This window comes from Prevotella marseillensis (assembly GCF_900625065.1).
In the GTDB taxonomy this organism is placed as follows: domain Bacteria; phylum Bacteroidota; class Bacteroidia; order Bacteroidales; family Bacteroidaceae; genus Prevotella; species Prevotella rara.
The window spans coordinates 2,651,219-2,668,520 of sequence record NZ_UYXY01000001.1; the positions used below are offsets into that span (position 1 = coordinate 2,651,219).

The 17,302-nt window shown below is 44.9% G+C and carries 14 protein-coding genes; 13 read left to right on the forward strand and 1 reads right to left on the reverse strand.

Translation table 11 applies throughout. The annotated features are described in order from the left end of the window. The first annotated feature begins 682 nt into the window (after nt 1–682). From EJL04_RS10740 to EJL04_RS10785, 10 genes are all read left to right on the forward strand, one after another. Complete coding sequence (locus EJL04_RS10740; protein ID WP_277595992.1) at nt 683–1,171, forward strand: DUF3836 domain-containing protein; 489 nt, start codon at nt 683–685, stop codon at nt 1,169–1,171. A 107-nt stretch (nt 1,172–1,278) separates the two neighbouring features. Beyond that, nucleotides 1,279–2,106: an ABC transporter ATP-binding protein gene (locus EJL04_RS10745; RefSeq protein ID WP_125104923.1), complete on the forward strand. Its 828-nt coding sequence runs from the start codon at nt 1,279–1,281 to the stop codon at nt 2,104–2,106. 53 nt (nt 2,107–2,159) lie between these two features. After that, the gene (locus tag EJL04_RS10750) at nt 2,160–2,993 is read left to right on the forward strand and encodes a hypothetical protein (RefSeq protein ID WP_125104924.1); all 834 of its coding nucleotides are present in this window, start codon (nt 2,160–2,162) and stop codon (nt 2,991–2,993) included. Further along, nucleotides 2,990–3,802, forward strand: coding sequence for a hypothetical protein (locus EJL04_RS10755; protein WP_125104925.1), 813 nt, complete (start codon nt 2,990–2,992; stop codon nt 3,800–3,802). Before EJL04_RS10750 ends, EJL04_RS10755 begins: the two co-directional genes overlap by 4 nt. Next, a complete protein-coding gene (locus EJL04_RS10760) occupies nt 3,799–4,155 on the forward strand; it encodes a GntR family transcriptional regulator (protein ID WP_125104926.1) in 357 nt (118 codons plus the stop codon). The genes EJL04_RS10755 and EJL04_RS10760 overlap by 4 nt, the downstream gene beginning before the upstream one ends. A gap of 207 nt (nt 4,156–4,362) precedes the next feature. Then, the gene (locus EJL04_RS10765; protein ID WP_125104927.1) at nt 4,363–5,082 is read left to right on the forward strand and encodes an ABC transporter ATP-binding protein; all 720 of its coding nucleotides are present in this window, start codon (nt 4,363–4,365) and stop codon (nt 5,080–5,082) included. Nucleotides 5,083–5,157: 75 nt separating this feature from the next. Beyond that, nucleotides 5,158–6,417 (forward strand): ABC transporter permease, encoded by a 1,260-nt coding sequence (locus EJL04_RS10770; RefSeq protein WP_125104928.1) that lies wholly within the window; start codon nt 5,158–5,160, stop codon nt 6,415–6,417. Nucleotides 6,418–6,603: 186 nt separating this feature from the next. Beyond that, nucleotides 6,604–7,848, forward strand: a complete 1,245-nt coding sequence (locus EJL04_RS10775; protein WP_125104929.1) for an ABC transporter permease — start codon at nt 6,604–6,606, stop codon at nt 7,846–7,848. 90 nt (nt 7,849–7,938) lie between these two features. After that, nucleotides 7,939–9,054 carry an efflux RND transporter periplasmic adaptor subunit gene (locus EJL04_RS10780; RefSeq protein ID WP_125104930.1) on the forward strand — a complete coding sequence of 372 codons (1,116 nt, stop codon included), beginning with the start codon at nt 7,939–7,941 and terminating at the stop codon, nt 9,052–9,054. Nucleotides 9,055–9,077: 23 nt separating this feature from the next. Then, entirely contained in the window at nt 9,078–10,415 is a 1,338-nt protein-coding gene (locus EJL04_RS10785) for a TolC family protein (RefSeq protein ID WP_125104931.1), read from the forward strand. A gap of 285 nt (nt 10,416–10,700) precedes the next feature. Here EJL04_RS10785 and EJL04_RS10790 read toward each other — a convergent pair whose 3' ends face one another. Next, nucleotides 10,701–11,837, reverse strand: coding sequence for a hypothetical protein (locus tag EJL04_RS10790; RefSeq protein ID WP_125104932.1), 1,137 nt, complete (start codon nt 11,835–11,837; stop codon nt 10,701–10,703). A 1,110-nt stretch (nt 11,838–12,947) separates the two neighbouring features. Between EJL04_RS10790 and hsdR the strand changes: the two genes are divergently transcribed. From hsdR to EJL04_RS10805, 3 genes are read left to right on the forward strand one after another with little or no spacing between them, the layout of a single operon-like run. Next, nucleotides 12,948–15,281, forward strand: a complete 2,334-nt coding sequence (gene hsdR / locus EJL04_RS10795; protein ID WP_125104933.1) for an EcoAI/FtnUII family type I restriction enzme subunit R — start codon at nt 12,948–12,950, stop codon at nt 15,279–15,281. A 6-nt stretch (nt 15,282–15,287) separates the two neighbouring features. Further along, nucleotides 15,288–16,793: a type I restriction-modification system subunit M gene (locus EJL04_RS10800; protein ID WP_125104934.1), complete on the forward strand. Its 1,506-nt coding sequence runs from the start codon at nt 15,288–15,290 to the stop codon at nt 16,791–16,793. Further along, the gene (locus EJL04_RS10805; protein ID WP_241209985.1) at nt 16,790–17,296 is read left to right on the forward strand and encodes a hypothetical protein; all 507 of its coding nucleotides are present in this window, start codon (nt 16,790–16,792) and stop codon (nt 17,294–17,296) included. Before EJL04_RS10800 ends, EJL04_RS10805 begins: the two co-directional genes overlap by 4 nt. The last annotated feature ends 6 nt before the right edge of the window (nt 17,297–17,302 follow it).

Here is a 17,302-nt window from a genome sequence, read left to right on the forward strand (position 1 = left end):
GCCGGTCTTCATGCCTTGTTTGCCGTCGTGCCCGGCTCACCGCCTTTTCATCCTGCAAAGTTACGTTTTTTTGGGTGCAAAACCAAATTATCCGGCCTTTTTTGCCCTAAACGTGCGCATCACGACTATGTTACGCCCCAGACACCGCGGCGCATCCGGCATCTCCGGAAAAGTCTTTCAGAGCATGGTTTCCATCGTCCTTCATAACCGTCTGATATTCAACGCATTGCAAAAGGCCATGTTTTAGGCTCTAAAAGGCCGTCTTTTGCAGGCTAAAAGGTGCCCTTTTGCAATGCGAAAGGACACCTTTTAGAAAACGTCCGATATTCTGCCGTCTGACAGCGTGCCGCGGCACGGGTATGTCATACACGTAGTACACCCGGCACAGGGACATAGTACACCTAATACACCTTATTATATTGCATATCTCACTACCAGCCGGCATGCTTCAGCATGGCTATTGCGGCTTCATAAGCGGCATTTTTCTTAAATTCCGTTTATATTTCCGCAATATTCAGCCATAAATCGCAAACAGACGTTAAAAATTACACTTTATTTGCATTTTCTTGTCCAAATGCTTGGAAGTTATATTTTATTAGCCTACATTTGCAGTGTACTAATAAACTAGTACACTATAAGACATTAACAGACAAACAATTATTGACAATTAAAGACATTAACAATTATGAGTACTATTATCACAACAGCAACAATCATGGCGATGTATCTTAACGCCGCCGGAAGCGCCAACTCGCAATATGCATATAACGCCGACATTGAGAATGGACAGGTCAGCACAATGTATGTAATGAACAAGAGCGGCAAAAGCCTCAGCGGAAAACTGAAATACAGCTACACTTACGACGCCGCAGGACGGCTGACGGCCAAGACGGCAAGCCGCTACAACAGCCTGACGGGCAAGTATGTGCCGGCCTTCCGCCTCGACTTCAGCTACACGGCCGACGGATATGCCGTTGAAAGATGCACATGGAACAGCCGCAGCAAGAGCTTCAACCGCCCTGACAGCCGCACCGAATACCGCCATGAAATGAGTAATGTGATGGCCGTTACAAGCTATGAATGGAGTGACGCCGAGGGCAAGATGCTCGCCGTGGACAACATGCTGGTGATGACACAGGCCGACGGCTATCTGCTGGCAGAACTGCTGTAAGAGGAGTGCGCAGCGGCAGCGGTAATCACCCACAGCTGCCTCATCCCTCCCATTACCCCCATCTCTCCCATTAACAACAAATACCCCTTAAAATAAAACGAAACGATATGATAGAAATAAGCAACCTTAAATACAGATATGCAGGCGCAAAGCAATATGTGTTCAACAACTTCAGCCTGTCTCTCAGCGAGAACAACATCTACGGACTGCTCGGCAAGAACGGCATGGGCAAGTCTACCCTGCTCTACCTCATCAGCGGACTGCTGCGCAAGGAGCAAGGCACGATAACCATAGACGGCATAGAGACCGACCGCCACGACCCTGCCGTGCTGAGCGAGATATTCCTCGTGCCCGAGGAGTTTGAGCTGATGCCGATGAGCCTCGACGCCTATGTCAAGATGAACGAGCCGTTCTATCCGCGCTTCAGCCGCGAGGTGCTCAACAGCTGTCTGAGCGACTTTGAGCTTACGCCCGACATCAACCTCAAGGAACTTTCCATGGGACAGAAGAAGAAGGTGTACATGAGCTTCGCCCTGGCAGCCAACACCAAGCTGCTGCTTATGGACGAGCCTACCAACGGATTAGACATTCCGTCGAAGAGCCAGTTCCGCAAGGTGGTGGCAAACAACATGAGCGACGACCGCACCATGATAATATCAACCCATCAGGTGCACGACGTTGAGTCGCTGCTCGACCACATCATGATACTCGACCACTCTGAGCTGCTGCTCAACGAGTCGGTGGCCGACATCTGCAGCAAGTACAGCTTTGAGTTCCGCTCAATGGGCGAGCCGGCCGACGACGTAATCTACGCCGAGCCGTCGCTGCAGGGCAACGCCGTGATAACACGCAGACGCGAGGACGAAGACGAAACTCAGCTCAACCTCGAACTGCTCTTCAACGCCGTAACAAAGAAGCTGCTGCCGCGCGAATAACTGCCGATGCAGCACAAGACACACATAGAACATAAGATTAAAAACGATTCAAGATGAGCAACTTTAATACAAAACGATTCATACAGACACTCAAATGGTCGATGCAGGCCACCAAGAAAGAGATAGCAACCATAGCCGGATGCATGTTTTTCCTATACCTGGTGCCGTTCATAATATCGGTGATGTCAAGCCACGGCGAGCCCGACATTATAGTTGAAAGCAACATACAAAGCGCAACAATCACATGCACCTTCTTTTTCACTTTCTACTTAACTATCAGCGGATGCTGGATTATGAACAACATGAAGACCAAGGAGCAGCGCATAACATTCAAGATGCTGCCGGCATCCGACCTCGAGAAGTTTATCGTCCGCGTACTCTACATCACGGTGGTATGGGTGCTTATCGGCGTCGTAGCATTCTGTCTGGCCGACTTCTGCCGCATGCTGATTTGCTTCATCTCAGGCTCTCACGGAACCTACAGCACCATACCCGACGTGCTCAACATGTGGTTTGGCCCGGCAGACACACACTCAATGCGCATGACAGCCTGGGGGCTGGACTTTATAGCAGGCGTTATGGCCGTCAATGCATGGGCATTTTGGGCTCACTCGTTCTACGTTCTGGGCGGAGCCTTCTTCCGTCGCCGCCAGTTTATACTTACCTCATGCGCTCACTTCGCGCTCGGCATACTGTCGCTGATAATAATATCCTATATCCCTAAGGAAAGCATCTTTCTGTCAATCGAGAAGAGCCAGAATCTCGTGAACACCATTGCTTATGTTTATACGGCCGTCGCCATAATGGTCGGTCTGCTAAACTGGTGGCTGACCTACAGGCTGTTCAAGCGCTCGCAAGTTATCAACAATAAATGGATCAATCTATGAGCAATTTCAACTATAGCCGTTTCGGCATCACATTCAGATGGATTGAGCGATACTCACGCAATACAATGATAAGAGTATTGTTCCTCGCTCTCGCAGTATATCTGTTTATTCTTCTGATGAACACCGTCACTGCAAGCTACAAAGGCATTCCGGCCGACATGCAGCAGCTTACGCTGATAAGGGCGATAAGAAGCTGCGGCATGGCCTACTTCTTCTGGGTTATCATCAGCGGAACATGGTTTTGCCAGAACATCAAGACCAAGCAGCAGCGCATAACGGTAAAGATGCTGCCGGCAACAGCCCTTGAGAAGTTTCTCTCTCACATGGCATGGCTCGCCATACAGCTTATAGGCATGGCCCTGATGTTCTGCCTTGCCGACGTGATACGCGTGGCGCTGTTCGCCGCATTGGGACTCGACTGGATACAATGGGGCATCCCTGTGTTCTTCAACATAAGCCGCGTGGCCGGCGACATGTACATCCTTGGCGTCAAGTCGACAGCCGTCTATGCGGCATGTGCGGCATGGCTGCTTTGGGCACAGTCGCTCTATGTTCTCGGAAGCATATTGCTAAACCGCTACAATAGCGTCATCGTCTCAGCCATACACGTCATACTCATCGTTGCACTGGTATGGATTGTATCCAAATCCGGCAGCGGTACGACAACAGCAGATATTACAATGACGGCAGAAACCGCGGCATATACAGCAATGACGGCATTCGCCCTATTGGGCATATTCAACTGGGTTATGGCCTACAGGCTATACAGCCGCATGCAGGTGATAAACAACAAACTGATTAATTTATGAAGTTCAACAACGACAAAGCCATATACGTACAGATAGCAGACCGCCTTTGCGACGAGATTCTGACCGGTAAGTATAACGACGACGAGCGCATTCCGAGCGTACGCGAATATGCCGTGCTGCTCGAGGTGAACACTAACACCGCCGTAAAGTCGTATGATCTTCTGGCATCCGCCGGCATAATATACAACAGGCGAGGCCTGGGCTACTTTGTAACGAAGGGAGCCAAGGACATGATTCTGCGGGAAAGGCGCGAACAGTTTATGGAGGAAAAGCTGCCCGAACTGTTCCGCAACATGGAGATGCTCGGCATAACAATAGCCGACATAAGCGAAGCCTGGGACAAAAGAGGCTGACAAACATCATGCGTGCCACGGCAAGCGGCAGGCGCACTGGCCGCCGGGAACGGGCATACCGCCACTCTCTCTAACCATCGAAAAACCACAATTGACGGTATCGCCGACACCTGCACACGTTTGCCGGGGCATCGCATGAAAAAAACATTGCTCATGATGCAACCTGAAACCAGGTTATTACGTCTAATGATATAAAAGGAAAATACAATGATACATCTGAAGGACATCAACAAGACCTACAATAACGGACAGCCGCTGCACGTGCTCAAGGGCATCAACCTCGACATAGAGCAGGGCGAGTTTGTGTCTATCATGGGGGCGTCGGGCTCGGGCAAGTCCACGCTGCTCAACATTCTGGGCATTCTCGACAACTACGACTCGGGCGAATACACCCTGGCAGGCACGCTGATAAAGGATCTGTCGGAGACGCGCGCCGCCGAATACCGCAACCGCATGATAGGTTTCATCTTCCAGTCGTTCAACCTCATTGCCTTCAAGACTGCCGTTGAGAACGTCGAGCTGCCGCTGTTTTATCAGGGCGTCGGCCGCAGGCAGCGCCACCGCATGGCGATGGAGTATCTCGAAAGGCTCGGACTGGAGCAGTGGGCAAACCACTATCCCAACGAGATGTCGGGCGGACAGAAGCAGCGCGTGGCAATAGCAAGGGCTCTGATAACCAAGCCGCAGATTATTCTTGCCGACGAACCTACCGGCGCGCTCGACTCTAAGACCAGCGTTGAGGTGATGAAACTGCTGAAAAAGCTCAACGAGGACGACGGCATGACCATTGTTGTGGTTACTCACGAGAGCGGTGTTGCCAACGAGACCAACAAGATTGTTCACATAAAAGACGGTCTTATCGGCAAGATTGAGACCAACTTCGACCATCATGCTTCGCCGTTCGGCATCAACGGAATGATGAAGTAACATGGCGCAACGCGTATTATATGGCGGCCATACGGCTGCCTGCATAATTAATGAGAAACATTCAACGACAATAACATGAGAGACGTTTTAGCTGAGATATGGAGCACCGTAAGGCGCAACAAACTGCGCACCGCGCTTACAGGCTTTGCCGTGGCATGGGGAATCTTTATGATTATCTTCCTGCTTGGAGCCGGCAACGGACTCATCAATGCCCAGAAAGTACAGAGAGACAGATTTCTCGACAACTCTATGATGGTTGGTCCGGGATATACGTCGAAGGCTTACGACGGTCTGCAGGAAGGCCGTCGAATAACCCTCAACGACAAGGACAAGGAGCTTACCGACAAAAGTTACAAGCAATATATAGAGGACACGGGAGCCGAACTGCAGCAGAACAGCGTAACGCTGACCAAGGAGGCCAACTACGTGAGCGTTACTCTTTCCGGCGTTTATCCCAACGATGTGAAGATAAACAAGAAAGAGATGCTCTACGGCAGGTTTATCAACCAGATCGACATCGAGCAGTCGCGCAAGTCGCTTGTGCTTAGTGAGGACGACGCAAAGGAGCTTTTGCCTGGCGACGTGAGCAATCTCGTTGGCCAGTATGTCGACGTCGGCGACATGGCGTTCCGTGTAGTGGGCATCTACGAGGCCGACAAGAGCGGCATGAACAGGGGAGCGTTCATCCCGTTCACCACGTTCCGCACCATATACAACAAAGGCGACGAGGTAGGCAACATAGTTTTCTCCTTCCACGGTCTTGAGACAGAGAAGGACAACGAGGAGTTTGAGACACAATACAGGGCGCGCATCAACGGCAACCACCGTGCCGCTCCCGACGACGAAGGTGCCGTGTGGATATGGAACCGCTTCACTCAGAACATGCAGATGAACAAGGGCATTGGCATAATACAGACAGCACTGTGGATAATAGGTCTGTTCACGCTGCTCAGTGGCATCGTAGGCGTGAGCAACATCATGCTGATAACCGTGAAGGAACGCACCCGCGAGTTCGGCATACGCAAGGCCATCGGAGCCAAGCCGTTGTCTATCCTGCGCCTTATCATAACCGAGAGCATCATCATCACAACCTTCTTCGGCTATGTAGGCATGGTACTCGGAGTGGCAGCCAACGCATATATGGACGCAACTATAGGCCGTATGAAGGTTGACAGCGGACTGTTTGAAGCCACTATATTCTATAATCCCACTGTGGGCATCGGCACATGCATATCGGCAACGGTAGTGATGATAATTGCCGGAACGCTTGCCGGCCTTATTCCTGCACGCAAGGCTGCCAAGATAAGACCTATCGAGGCGCTGAGAGCAGAATAAATTTTCTAATTCATAATTCACAATTCATAATTCATAATTGGGATGGGAGAAATTCACAATTCATAATTCACAATTGGGATGACAGAAAACAATAAAGGAATATTTTCTTAATTCATAATTAGAATGACAGAAACAGCAAAGGCATGTTTTCTTAATTCTTAATTTTTAATTCTTAATTAGAAAACTATGAGATTTGACATAGACCGTTACCGTGAGATTCTCGACACACTTACGAGAAACAAGAGCCGCAGTTTCCTTACCGGATTCGGCGTGTTCTGGGGTGTGTTCATGCTTGTGTCGCTTCTCGGAGGAGGACAAGGACTGAAAGAGTTGCTGCAGAAAAACTTTGAAGGCTTTGCCACCAACTCGGCGATAATATGGGCACAGCCCACAACCAAGCCTTATGCCGGATTCCGCAAGGGACGACAATGGAGCATGGTTTATAAAGACGTGGAACGCCTCAAGCAGCAGGTGCCCGAGCTCGAAGTTGTCTCGCCGGTGCTGTCCCACTGGGGAGGCAGCACCACCTTCAGCGACAAGAAGTCGTCGTGCTCAATGAAGGGCCTGCTGCCTAACTATCAGGATGTGGAAACGCCCAAGATGTACTATGGCCGTTATCTTAACGACATGGACATAAAGCAGAACCGAAAGGTGTGCGTTATCGGAAAGAAAGTGTATAAAGACTTGTTTCCTGGCGGCGGCGACCCTTGCGGAAAGATGATATGCGTTGACAAGATTTATTATGACGTGGTAGGCGTCGACTATAGTTCGGGCAACATGAACATCAACGGACGCGCCGAAGAGTCGGTAGTTGTGCCGCTGACACTGATGCAGAAGGCTTACAACCTCGGCGACAGCGTCCACATGATATGCGTAACGGCTAAGCCCGGCATAACCATGAGCAGCATATCCGACAAGATGAGGAGCGTGGTTGCTCACGCGCATCAGATTGACCCGTCTGACGAAAAAGGCATCATGGTGTTCAACACCGAAGTGATGTTCGGCATGCTCGACAATCTTTTCAGCGGCGTTAACTTCCTAATTCTGCTCGTCGGCATAGGCACGCTGCTGGCAGGAGCCATAGGCGTGAGCAACATCATGATGGTTACAGTGCGCGAACGCACCACAGAGATAGGCATACGGCGAGCCATAGGAGCCACGCCGCGCGACATTCTCGGACAGATAATAACCGAGAGCGTCATACTTACGGCCGTGGCGGGCATGAGCGGAATACTCTTCTCGGTGATTATCCTCGAGATGCTCGAACTGGGCAACACGTCCGACGGCATTGTAGCCGCTCACTTCCAGGTTAAGTTCTGGACCGCCATAGGCGCCATTGTGCTGATAAGCATCCTCGGTGTTCTGGCCGGACTGGCTCCGGCTGCAAGGGCAATGAGCATCAAGCCGGTTGACGCCATGAGAGATGAATAAGCATGGCAGCATGACACATCAGACATTAATCACTACCCGAAAGAAATAAACATATCCAAAAGAAATAAACAATTTAAAACCATACTGAACATGAAAAAGTATTTTAAGTTCATCGTTGCAGCACTTATCGTTCTGATATTCATCGGAACATTCGTGTTCCTTTACAAGAAGTCGCAGCCTCAGCCGCTGACTTACGACGAGTTTACACCAAAGGTTACTGACATCTACAAGACAACCGTGATAACGGGAAAGATTGAGCCTCGCGACGAAGTTGAGGTAAAACCGCAGATAAGCGGCATCATAACCGAAATATACAAGGAGGCCGGCGACATGGTAAAGGCCGGCGAGGTGATAGCCAAGGTTAAGGTAATACCCGACATGGGGCAGCTAAGCTCTGCCGAAAGCCGCGTTCGCCTTGCCGAAATCAACCTGAAGCAGGCTGAAGTTGACTTTAAGCGCGAGAAGGCTCTCTACGACAAGCAGCTCGTAAGTGCCGACGAATACGACAAGATACGTCAGACACTCAACCAAGCAAAGGAGGAAAAGTCGGCTGCCATCGACGCCCTTGAGGTTGTACGCGACGGTGTGTCGCGCAGCAATGCCAGCGCAAGCAGCACGCTCATACGTTCAACCATCAGCGGTCTTATTCTCGACATTCCTGTAAAGGTGGGTAACTCGGTAATCCTGAGCAACACATTCAACGACGGAACCACCATAGCATCTGTTGCCGACATGAACAATCTTATATTTAAAGGCAACATAGACGAAACTGAAGTCGGACAGCTCGTAACCGGAATGGAGATGAAGATTACCATCGGCGCGCTGCAAGACCTGAAGTTCAACGCTCAGCTTGAATACATATCACCAAAGGCAACTGAGAACAACGGCGCCAACCAGTTTGAGATAAAGGCAGCCGTACATGTTCCCGAGGGCAACAAGATACGTTCGGGCTACAGCGCCAATGCCGAGATTGTATTGTCGAGCGCGAAGAATGTGCTCACCGTGCCCGAAAGTGCCATTGAGTTCAGCGGCTCAGACACATTTGTCTATATCGTGAAAGGCAGCGGCGAGAACAAGACTTATGAGCGCAGAAAGGTTACCACAGGACTTAGCGACGGCGTGAACATACAGATAAAGAGCGGACTGTCTACCAAATACCGTGTGCGCGGACCGAAGAAGGTTGCCGACAACGGCTCAGATGAATAATACTAACGTTAAAGCCATTTGATATGAAAGCAATAATAACCTCAATAGCCCTCATGGCCGTTACGGCAGCAGGGGCACAGACAGAGCAGGCCGCGCAGGCCTGGTCGCTGCGCCAGTGCATAAGCTATGCCCTTGAACACAACATCACTGTAAAGCAACAGGATGTTACAAGGCAGCAGCGCGAGATCGACCTCAGCACGGCAAAAAACAGCCGCCTGCCCGACCTCAACGGCTCAGCATCGCAAAACTGGTCGTTCGGACGTGGTCTTACATCCGAGAACACCTACTCTAACACCAACACAAGCAGTACGTCGTTCTCGATTGGCACAAGCGTGCCGCTGTTCAGCGGACTGAAGATTCCGCGCACCATAGAGCTTAACAAGCTGAACCTTGAGGCCGCAACGGCCGATATGGAGAAGGCGCGCAACGACATAAGCGTGCAGGTGGCACAGGCATACGTGCAGATTCTCTACGACATGGAGATGTGCGATGTTGCACAAAGACAGATATCCATCGACTCACTGCAGGTGGTCAGACTCAAGGAGATGTACCGCAACGGCAAGGCAAGCGGCGTTGACGTGGCACAACAGGAGGCTACGCTGGCACAAAGTCGGCTGACCTACACACAGGCCGACAACGACTGCCGGCTGGCCGTGCTTGCCCTTACACAACTGCTGGAACTGCCCTCACCAGAGGGTTTCGCCATAATTCGTCCCGATGCCGGCGTGATAGATCCGTCGGCCGGGGCAGTTCCACCCTCGCCCGACGAGATTTATCAGGAGGCCATCACCTTCAAGCCCGAAATAAAGGCTGAACTCTACAGGCTGAAAAGCACTGAGATGAACATCAAGATAGCCCAGAGCGCCCTGCTGCCCACGCTGTCGCTTAACGCCGGCATAGGTTCAAACTATTACAAGACAAGCGGATTCAAAGCCGAAAGTTTCGGCAGACAGATGCGCAACAACTTCAGCCAATATATAGGTCTGAGCCTCAACGTGCCGATATTCAACCGCTTCGCCACGCGAAACAGCATACGCTCGGCAAAGCTTGAACGCGAAACTCAGCAGCTTCAGCTCGACAACGTAAGGAAAAACCTGTATAAGGAGATACAGCAGGCATACTATAACACCATTGCCGCACGCGCCAAATACGAAAGCAGCATGGAGGCCAGCCGCAGCAACAAGGCTGCCTTCGACCTCATGTCGGCAAAATATGAATACGGCAAGGCCAACATCACAGAGTTTAACGAGGCAAAGAACAACTGGCTGAAGGCCGAAAGCGACCTTGTGATAGCCAAATACGAATATGTCTACGACACAAGCCTCATCGACTTCTACCGCGGCAAGGAGCTCGACTTCTGAAATTAATCTCTAATATTCCGTTATGGCCAAGCAGTAATCAGACAAAGATGGTCTGCACTGCACGCCCAAAACATCAATACCTCTGCAAAAGTTAAGGCAATACTGCCGGCAGAACCTTTGCAGAGGTATTTTTTTATCCCATTAATGACGCCAAACAGTGAGAATACAAAAAAGTGCCATATCAAACTTTCATCCGAAAGTATTGATATGGCACTCAAATTATTTTAATCAGTCATTCAGGAATAAGCCGTCATCCTAAACGACAATAATGCAAGAGTCGTCTTATTATTTTACAACCTTAACAGCCTTGCTTGTTCCGTCAGCATACTTCATAACCATGATGCCTGCACCCTTCTGGATGTTGCTTATGCGGCGGCCAGAGAGGTCGAAATATTCTGTAGAAACAACGTCCTTGTTCACACCGTCATTAACAACGTTTTCAACGCCTGCTGTACCAGCCTTTGCAATCTTGCTGTTCTTGTGGCTAGTTGAGAAACCAATACCCTGCTGAGAAGCAAAAGCGTCAATCAGATCATAATTGCTGTCCTGAACATATGAATCGCTTGCAGCGTCATATGTAAAGTCGATATTGCCATCATAAAGCTGATTGCCAGACAATTTAGCCAATGCTATGTCGTCTGCAAGTGTCTGGAGCAGAGGGAATGTGAGTGCAGACTCGGTGTAAACAGCACAAGTCCATGCTGTAGAATAGTCAGCAAGGATGTTACCCTGGCCATCATCCATCTTTTCTGTGAAAAGACCGTTTACATAGCATACTTCCTGATTACCCAAGTTAAGGTTAATCATAGATACAGTGCCTTCATGATTATTTCCGTCATAATCTGTATATGAATAATTGTGAGTAGTAGGTGCCGGGAAATACTCTGCAGGAATATAATTCAAGCTAGCAGCGATTGTATAGAATCCATCATAAGTACTGTTAGCAAGTGCCAGATAGCTGTCCTGATAATCCTTAGCATAAATCTGTCCTGTTTCTTTATCATAAGTGAGCACTACCGGATTCTCCTTATCAAAAGTAAGATTGCCAGACTGATCAACATGTACTCTGCACAAGAAGAGTTCTGAACCCTGAATTGAGCCTATTTTCTGGCAGTTGTCAATGGTTATCTCTGTGCCGGCAGCATTGAGTGTTCCTGTTATCTTTGCATCAGGAAGCATGCTGCTGTACAACATGTTAGAGAAAGTAACCTTGCCGTCATTTCCAAACTCAACATCGGCAGCCACATGGAATCTTGTTGAAAATCCTACATTATAGGCATAATCACTATAATCAAGATAATAGTTTGGCGCATTCTTTTCAGCTGCATTGGCTTTTGCCTTTGCCATACCTGCAGAAATTCTTGTGGTCTGTGCCTTTGTTACAGTCCTCTCTGTCAAAGGATTAACGTCAACTTTTGTCATCTTTTTCAAAGGTGACTGTGCAAACATACTCACTGAAACGAACATTGCTGCTACGAGTAAAATTTTTTCATAATAATTAATGATTTAAATTAATAAATAAGAGCTTTTTTAAAAGTGCTGCCAAATATAATAATTATTTGCCAAAGAACAACAAGCTTATATAGTTTTAATTATTTTTTATACTTATTCGACCAGTTTTTTATACAAATTTATCAGTACGGCATTGAAAGACATACATCTTTCGCCATCAGGGTTCTGTATCAAAATAATTAGTGCCGACAACAGAAAACTTTTTTATTTTGACGCTCCCAGAGTGGCGATGCCCGTCACGAATACAGCTTCGGGACGTAAAAAGTGCCAAAAACGTAAAATCAAGACAACCAACTGATATACTGGCAGTTACGCATTTTCAGACAGAAAAAGCAATGAGTTAAAAAATATTACTCAGCCGTTTATCACACAAAAGTGGGCCGTTTACGATTGCCAACAAGCCTATTTTTCTAATAATACAAGCCGTTTTACCATCAGAAATTGCTATTTTTAAGGCTAAAAAGTGAGCATAAAGCCAACAGATGTTAATAAAGACATGACTTCAGCAAGGATTATTTAACATCAGTTATACGTTCATTTTCTATTTTAAAGAAAACTCTGTACACAAATAATGTAAAGAGTTTTCGGATAAAATATATTGCGGGATATTTTTTCTGTATATATACAGCCATGAAAAACAAATAACAAAAAAATAAAACTTATACACTGACTTATTTATAAAATACAAATATTATGTAGTAATTATAAACAAAAACGATAACCAAATTATCACGAATTTCGCGTTTTACATTATTCGTATCTTTTACGTAACTAAATCGTGATTAAATATAAACATTTCATCAAATAGAATTATATATTTTTATATCATGAATAAAAAAACAGCAAAAATCATCCAAAGGAGAAAATAATTCTGTAACTTTGCATTCCGTGATCATTACAATTATTGTTCGTATTTCTTTATAATATCATAATAAAGTTACAACAAATTTCAACAATCACAGACTTACAAGTAATTACATCTATTAACTTAAAGTCAACATACACTTATCAGACTTGCGTATGGATAATATTGGGGATTTATCTGAAGAAGACGTGAAACTACGTTATATTACTCCATCTATTTTAAATAAAGGATGGTCAGTGGAAGATATAACAATGGAGACTAAGGTTAAATTAACAGACGGCAAAATTAACCTTAGGGGAAATTTAGTGGCTCGTAGTAAAGCCAAATACGCAGACTATGTCCTTTACTATAATCCTGCTACTCCAATTGCAATAATTGAAGCAAAAGATGCAAATCATGCAATTGGATTTGGCATGCAACAAGCAAAAGAATATGCACAAATGATGGATGTACCATTTGCATTCAGTTCTAATGGATTTGGTTATCAAGAATATGACTTTTTAACCGGTAAGGAACGTGCCTTATCGATTGATGAATTCCCTACTAAAGATGAATTATATTCACGCTTTTTGAAAGAAATCAATGATGGTCACGGTCTGTCTGATAAAGAAAAGAAAGTCATAGAACAACCATTCTGTACTGGAAAAGATATATTTCCTCCAAGATATTATCAACGTAATGCCATTAATCGTACAGTCAATGCTGTTGCACAGGGGAAAAAACGCCTTTTACTCGTCATGGCAACAGGAACAGGTAAAACGTATACAGCTTTTCAAATTGTCTATCGATTATTAAAGGCAGGCTTGGTAAAAAAGGTGTTATATCTGGCGGACAGAAATATTTTGATTGACCAATCCATACAACAAGACTTCAAGCCGCTTAATAAAACAGTTCATAAAGTAAATTATCAACAAGATTTGAACAACGGCAGTACGGCATATGAAGTTTACTTTGCGTTATATCAACAACTTATAGGTCAAGGCGGAAAACAGAATTATAAAGAATTGTTTAAGCCTGAATTCTTTGATATGGTCATTGTTGATGAGTGCCACAGAGGCAGTGCGAAAGACGACAGTAACTGGCGAGAAATACTTGATTATTTTACGGATGCAATACAATTAGGTATGACCGCAACTCCGAAAGAAACCAAATATCAATCAAGTATCAGCTATTTTAATGACCCGATTTATACGTATAGTTTAAAAGAAGGTATTGAAGATGGATTCTTAGCACCATTCAGAGTCGTTAACATCACTACAAATATAGGTGATGAATGGAGACCTGTAAAAGGACAAACGGATATACATGGAAATCCTATAGAAGATCGAATCTATAATAACTCAGATTATGATTATAATATTGTTATTGAGGACCGCATAAGAGAAGTGGCACATGAGATAACAAAATACTTGAAAAGTACAGACAGAATGGCAAAAACCATTGTGTTTTGTGCAGATGAAGACCATGCAGACAGAATGAGGACAGCCCTTATAAATGAGAACTCTGATATGTGCAGAAAAAATCCCGATTATGTAGTTCGAATTACAGGCAGTGATCCATATGGTCAATCTAAATTGGATTATTTTATTTCTGTAGCATCAAAATATCCCGTAATCGCAACAACAAGCAAACTGCTATCTACAGGCGTTGATTGTAAAATGGTGAAACTTATTGTGCTTGATCAACGCATTAATTCTATGACAGAGTTTAAGCAGATTGTCGGTAGAGGTACCAGAATCCGTGAAAAAGAAGGTAAAACATACTTTACCATTATGGATTTCCGCAATATTACACGTCTGTTTGCAGATCCGGAATGGGATGGTCCTATAACAATAAACGAAGGATACAAGGAAACCATAAACTATCCCCAATATAAAGAAAAACCTTCTATGGTCAGCGAGCCAGAACATCATTTTAAGCCCATCGTGAATAAGGATGGATGTTCGGTTAAGGTTATCAATAAAATAGTTTCAGTATATGATACCAATGGCAAACTTTTACGCACAGAAAGTATAACAGATTACACTCGCAAGAACATCAATGATACTTATAAAAATCTTAATGATTTTATATTACATTGGAATACTGCGAAAAACAAAACTGAGATAACAGATTTATTGCGTGAAAATGGCATAGACCTTCATGCCTTAAAACAAGAGCAAAATATGGACGACGTTGATGACTTCGATTTCATATGCTACATAGCTTATGGAAAGAAACCATTAACAAGGCGTGAAAGAGCCGAAAACGTAAAGAAACGTGATATATTCAATAAATACGGGACACAAGCAAAAAAAGTACTTGAAGCATTACTGGAAAAATACACCGATGATGGTATAACACAATTGGAGAGCAGGAATGTTCTTCGCCTTGACCCATTCAGTAAAATGGGATCGCCATCTAATATAGCAAAATTTTTCGGCGGTAACAAACAATACTTATCTGCAGTGAAAGAACTTGAAAATTTAATTTATAGCAATATAGTATAATCAAATATGGCACTAAATAATTTTGTCAAGAGTATCCGTAACATTATGCGCAATGATGCAGGCATCAATGGTGATGCCCAACGCATTGAACAAATTGCATGGATGCTGTTTTTAAAAGTTTATGACGAGAAAGAGAACGATTGGGAATTCGATGATGAAAATTATACATCCTTTATTCCTGAAAATTGCCGATGGCGCAACTGGGCAAAGGACAACGGAGATGGAGAAGCGTTAACAGCAGACAAACTTTTAGATTTTGTAAACAACACCCTATTTCCGACATTAAAAGGTCTGACAGTCACACCTGAAACCCCTATGCGTAGTGCTATTGTCCGTACTACGTTTGAAGATGCGAACCAATATATGAAGGATGGAGTGCTGCTTCGGCAAGTAATAAATGTCATAGACAAACTTGACCTTGGCGATTATGAGGAGAGCCATGCTTTTGGAGAAATTTATGAATCCATTCTAAAAGAAATGCAGTCAGCAGGATCCGCAGGAGAATTCTACACGCCACGTGCCTTAACAGACTTTATGGCAAACATCATCGATCCGAAGATTGGTGAAAAGATGGCTGACTTTGCTTGCGGTACCGGTGGATTCATAACAAGCTGGCTAAAAGCTCTTGAAAAGAAAGTAAAGACCGTGGAAGATCAGGAAAAATATACAAAATCTATTTATGGCATTGAGAAGAAGCAGTTTCCATATATGTTGTGCGTTACTAATATGCTATTACACGGCATAGACTCTCCACATGTGATGCATGATAACTCATTGACAAAAGATGTTCTTAATTATACAGATGAAGATAAATTTGATGTTATCTTGATGAATCCTCCATACGGAGGCAATGAGAAAAATGACACAAAGCAACATTTCCCATCAGACTTACGTTCAAGTGAAACTGCCGACCTATTCATGGTACTTATCATGTACCGTCTTGCTAATGGAGGACGTGCAGCAGTAATTTTGCCTGATGGTTTCTTGTTTGGTACAGACAATGCAAAATTAGCCATCAAAGAAAAATTATTACGGGAGTTTAATCTTCATACTATTATTCGTCTGCCAGGAAGCATTTTCGCACCATATACAAGCATTGCAACCAATATTATATTCTTTAATAAAGAAAAGGCTGAAGGAGCTGAAGAAGGCTTTTGTACAAAAAACACGTGGTTTTATCGCCTTGATATGCCGGAAGGATACAAGCACTTCTCTAAGACAAAGCCAATGAGAGCAGAACACTGCCAGCCCATTATTGACTGGTGGAATAACCGTCAAGAAATTATAGATTCTGAAAATAACGATGAAAAATCACGCTGTTTTACAGCGCAACAGCTTCTTGACATAGATTGTAACTTTGACCAATGTAAATTTCCAAAGGAAGAAGAAGAAATTCTTCCTCCTGCAGAGCTGCTGTCCGATTATTACAAGAAACGAGCTACACTTGAACATGAAATAGACAAAACTTTATCAGAGATTCAAAAAATTTTAGGTATTACAATAGAAAAATGATAAAAAATTTATATCTTTACATACTAAGTTTTTTCTTATACTTGGTCTTTGTTCCTAACGTATCAGCACAAACTGTAGGTTACACCTATAAAGCACTTGCAGCCGAAGGTTGTTACATGAAGTATAGTGTGGCAAAACAAGACACCATATATTCTATAATAGCTACAGTACGTTCAGACAGGATGAATTTCCTTAACGAACCAACTATGAAAATCAGGACATTCACAGGTAAATATCTTGAACTAAAAGGAACTGTAATTGGTAACGGAAGTCAATCTACCAGTATTATAAGTGGAAATATAGTAATTCCTGTTACAGAAATTAGTTCTACAGCTCAATTTAGAATTACTCCACAACAATTTGAAATATTAAATGAAGGAGTGGCAAAAATTCGTTTGTCTATGACACCTATGAATCATGAACGTACCTTCAAAAAAGACAAGATAGGGAAAAAGTTATATCAGTTCTACCTAACTGAAAAACAAAAAGACGAAAACTTCTAAATCGGT

Excerpts from the sequence above, each read along its gene's own strand:
- EJL04_RS10745 (WP_125104923.1), top strand. The coding sequence starts at position 1,279 with ATGATAGAAATAAGCAACCTTAAATACAGATATGCAGGCGCAAAGCAA.
- EJL04_RS10750 (WP_125104924.1), top strand. The coding sequence starts at position 2,160 with ATGAGCAACTTTAATACAAAACGATTCATACAGACACTCAAATGGTCG.
- EJL04_RS10755 (WP_125104925.1), top strand. The coding sequence starts at position 2,990 with ATGAGCAATTTCAACTATAGCCGTTTCGGCATCACATTCAGATGGATT.
- EJL04_RS10760 (WP_125104926.1), top strand. The coding sequence starts at position 3,799 with ATGAAGTTCAACAACGACAAAGCCATATACGTACAGATAGCAGACCGC.
- EJL04_RS10765 (WP_125104927.1), top strand. The coding sequence starts at position 4,363 with ATGATACATCTGAAGGACATCAACAAGACCTACAATAACGGACAGCCG.
- EJL04_RS10770 (WP_125104928.1), top strand. The coding sequence starts at position 5,158 with ATGAGAGACGTTTTAGCTGAGATATGGAGCACCGTAAGGCGCAACAAA.
- EJL04_RS10775 (WP_125104929.1), top strand. The coding sequence starts at position 6,604 with ATGAGATTTGACATAGACCGTTACCGTGAGATTCTCGACACACTTACG.
- EJL04_RS10780 (WP_125104930.1), top strand. The coding sequence starts at position 7,939 with ATGAAAAAGTATTTTAAGTTCATCGTTGCAGCACTTATCGTTCTGATA.
- EJL04_RS10785 (WP_125104931.1), top strand. The coding sequence starts at position 9,078 with ATGAAAGCAATAATAACCTCAATAGCCCTCATGGCCGTTACGGCAGCA.
- EJL04_RS10790 (WP_125104932.1), bottom strand. The coding sequence starts at position 11,837 with ATGACAAAAGTTGACGTTAATCCTTTGACAGAGAGGACTGTAACAAAG.
- hsdR (WP_125104933.1), top strand. The coding sequence starts at position 12,948 with ATGGATAATATTGGGGATTTATCTGAAGAAGACGTGAAACTACGTTAT.
- EJL04_RS10800 (WP_125104934.1), top strand. The coding sequence starts at position 15,288 with ATGGCACTAAATAATTTTGTCAAGAGTATCCGTAACATTATGCGCAAT.
- EJL04_RS10805 (WP_241209985.1), top strand. The coding sequence starts at position 16,790 with ATGATAAAAAATTTATATCTTTACATACTAAGTTTTTTCTTATACTTG.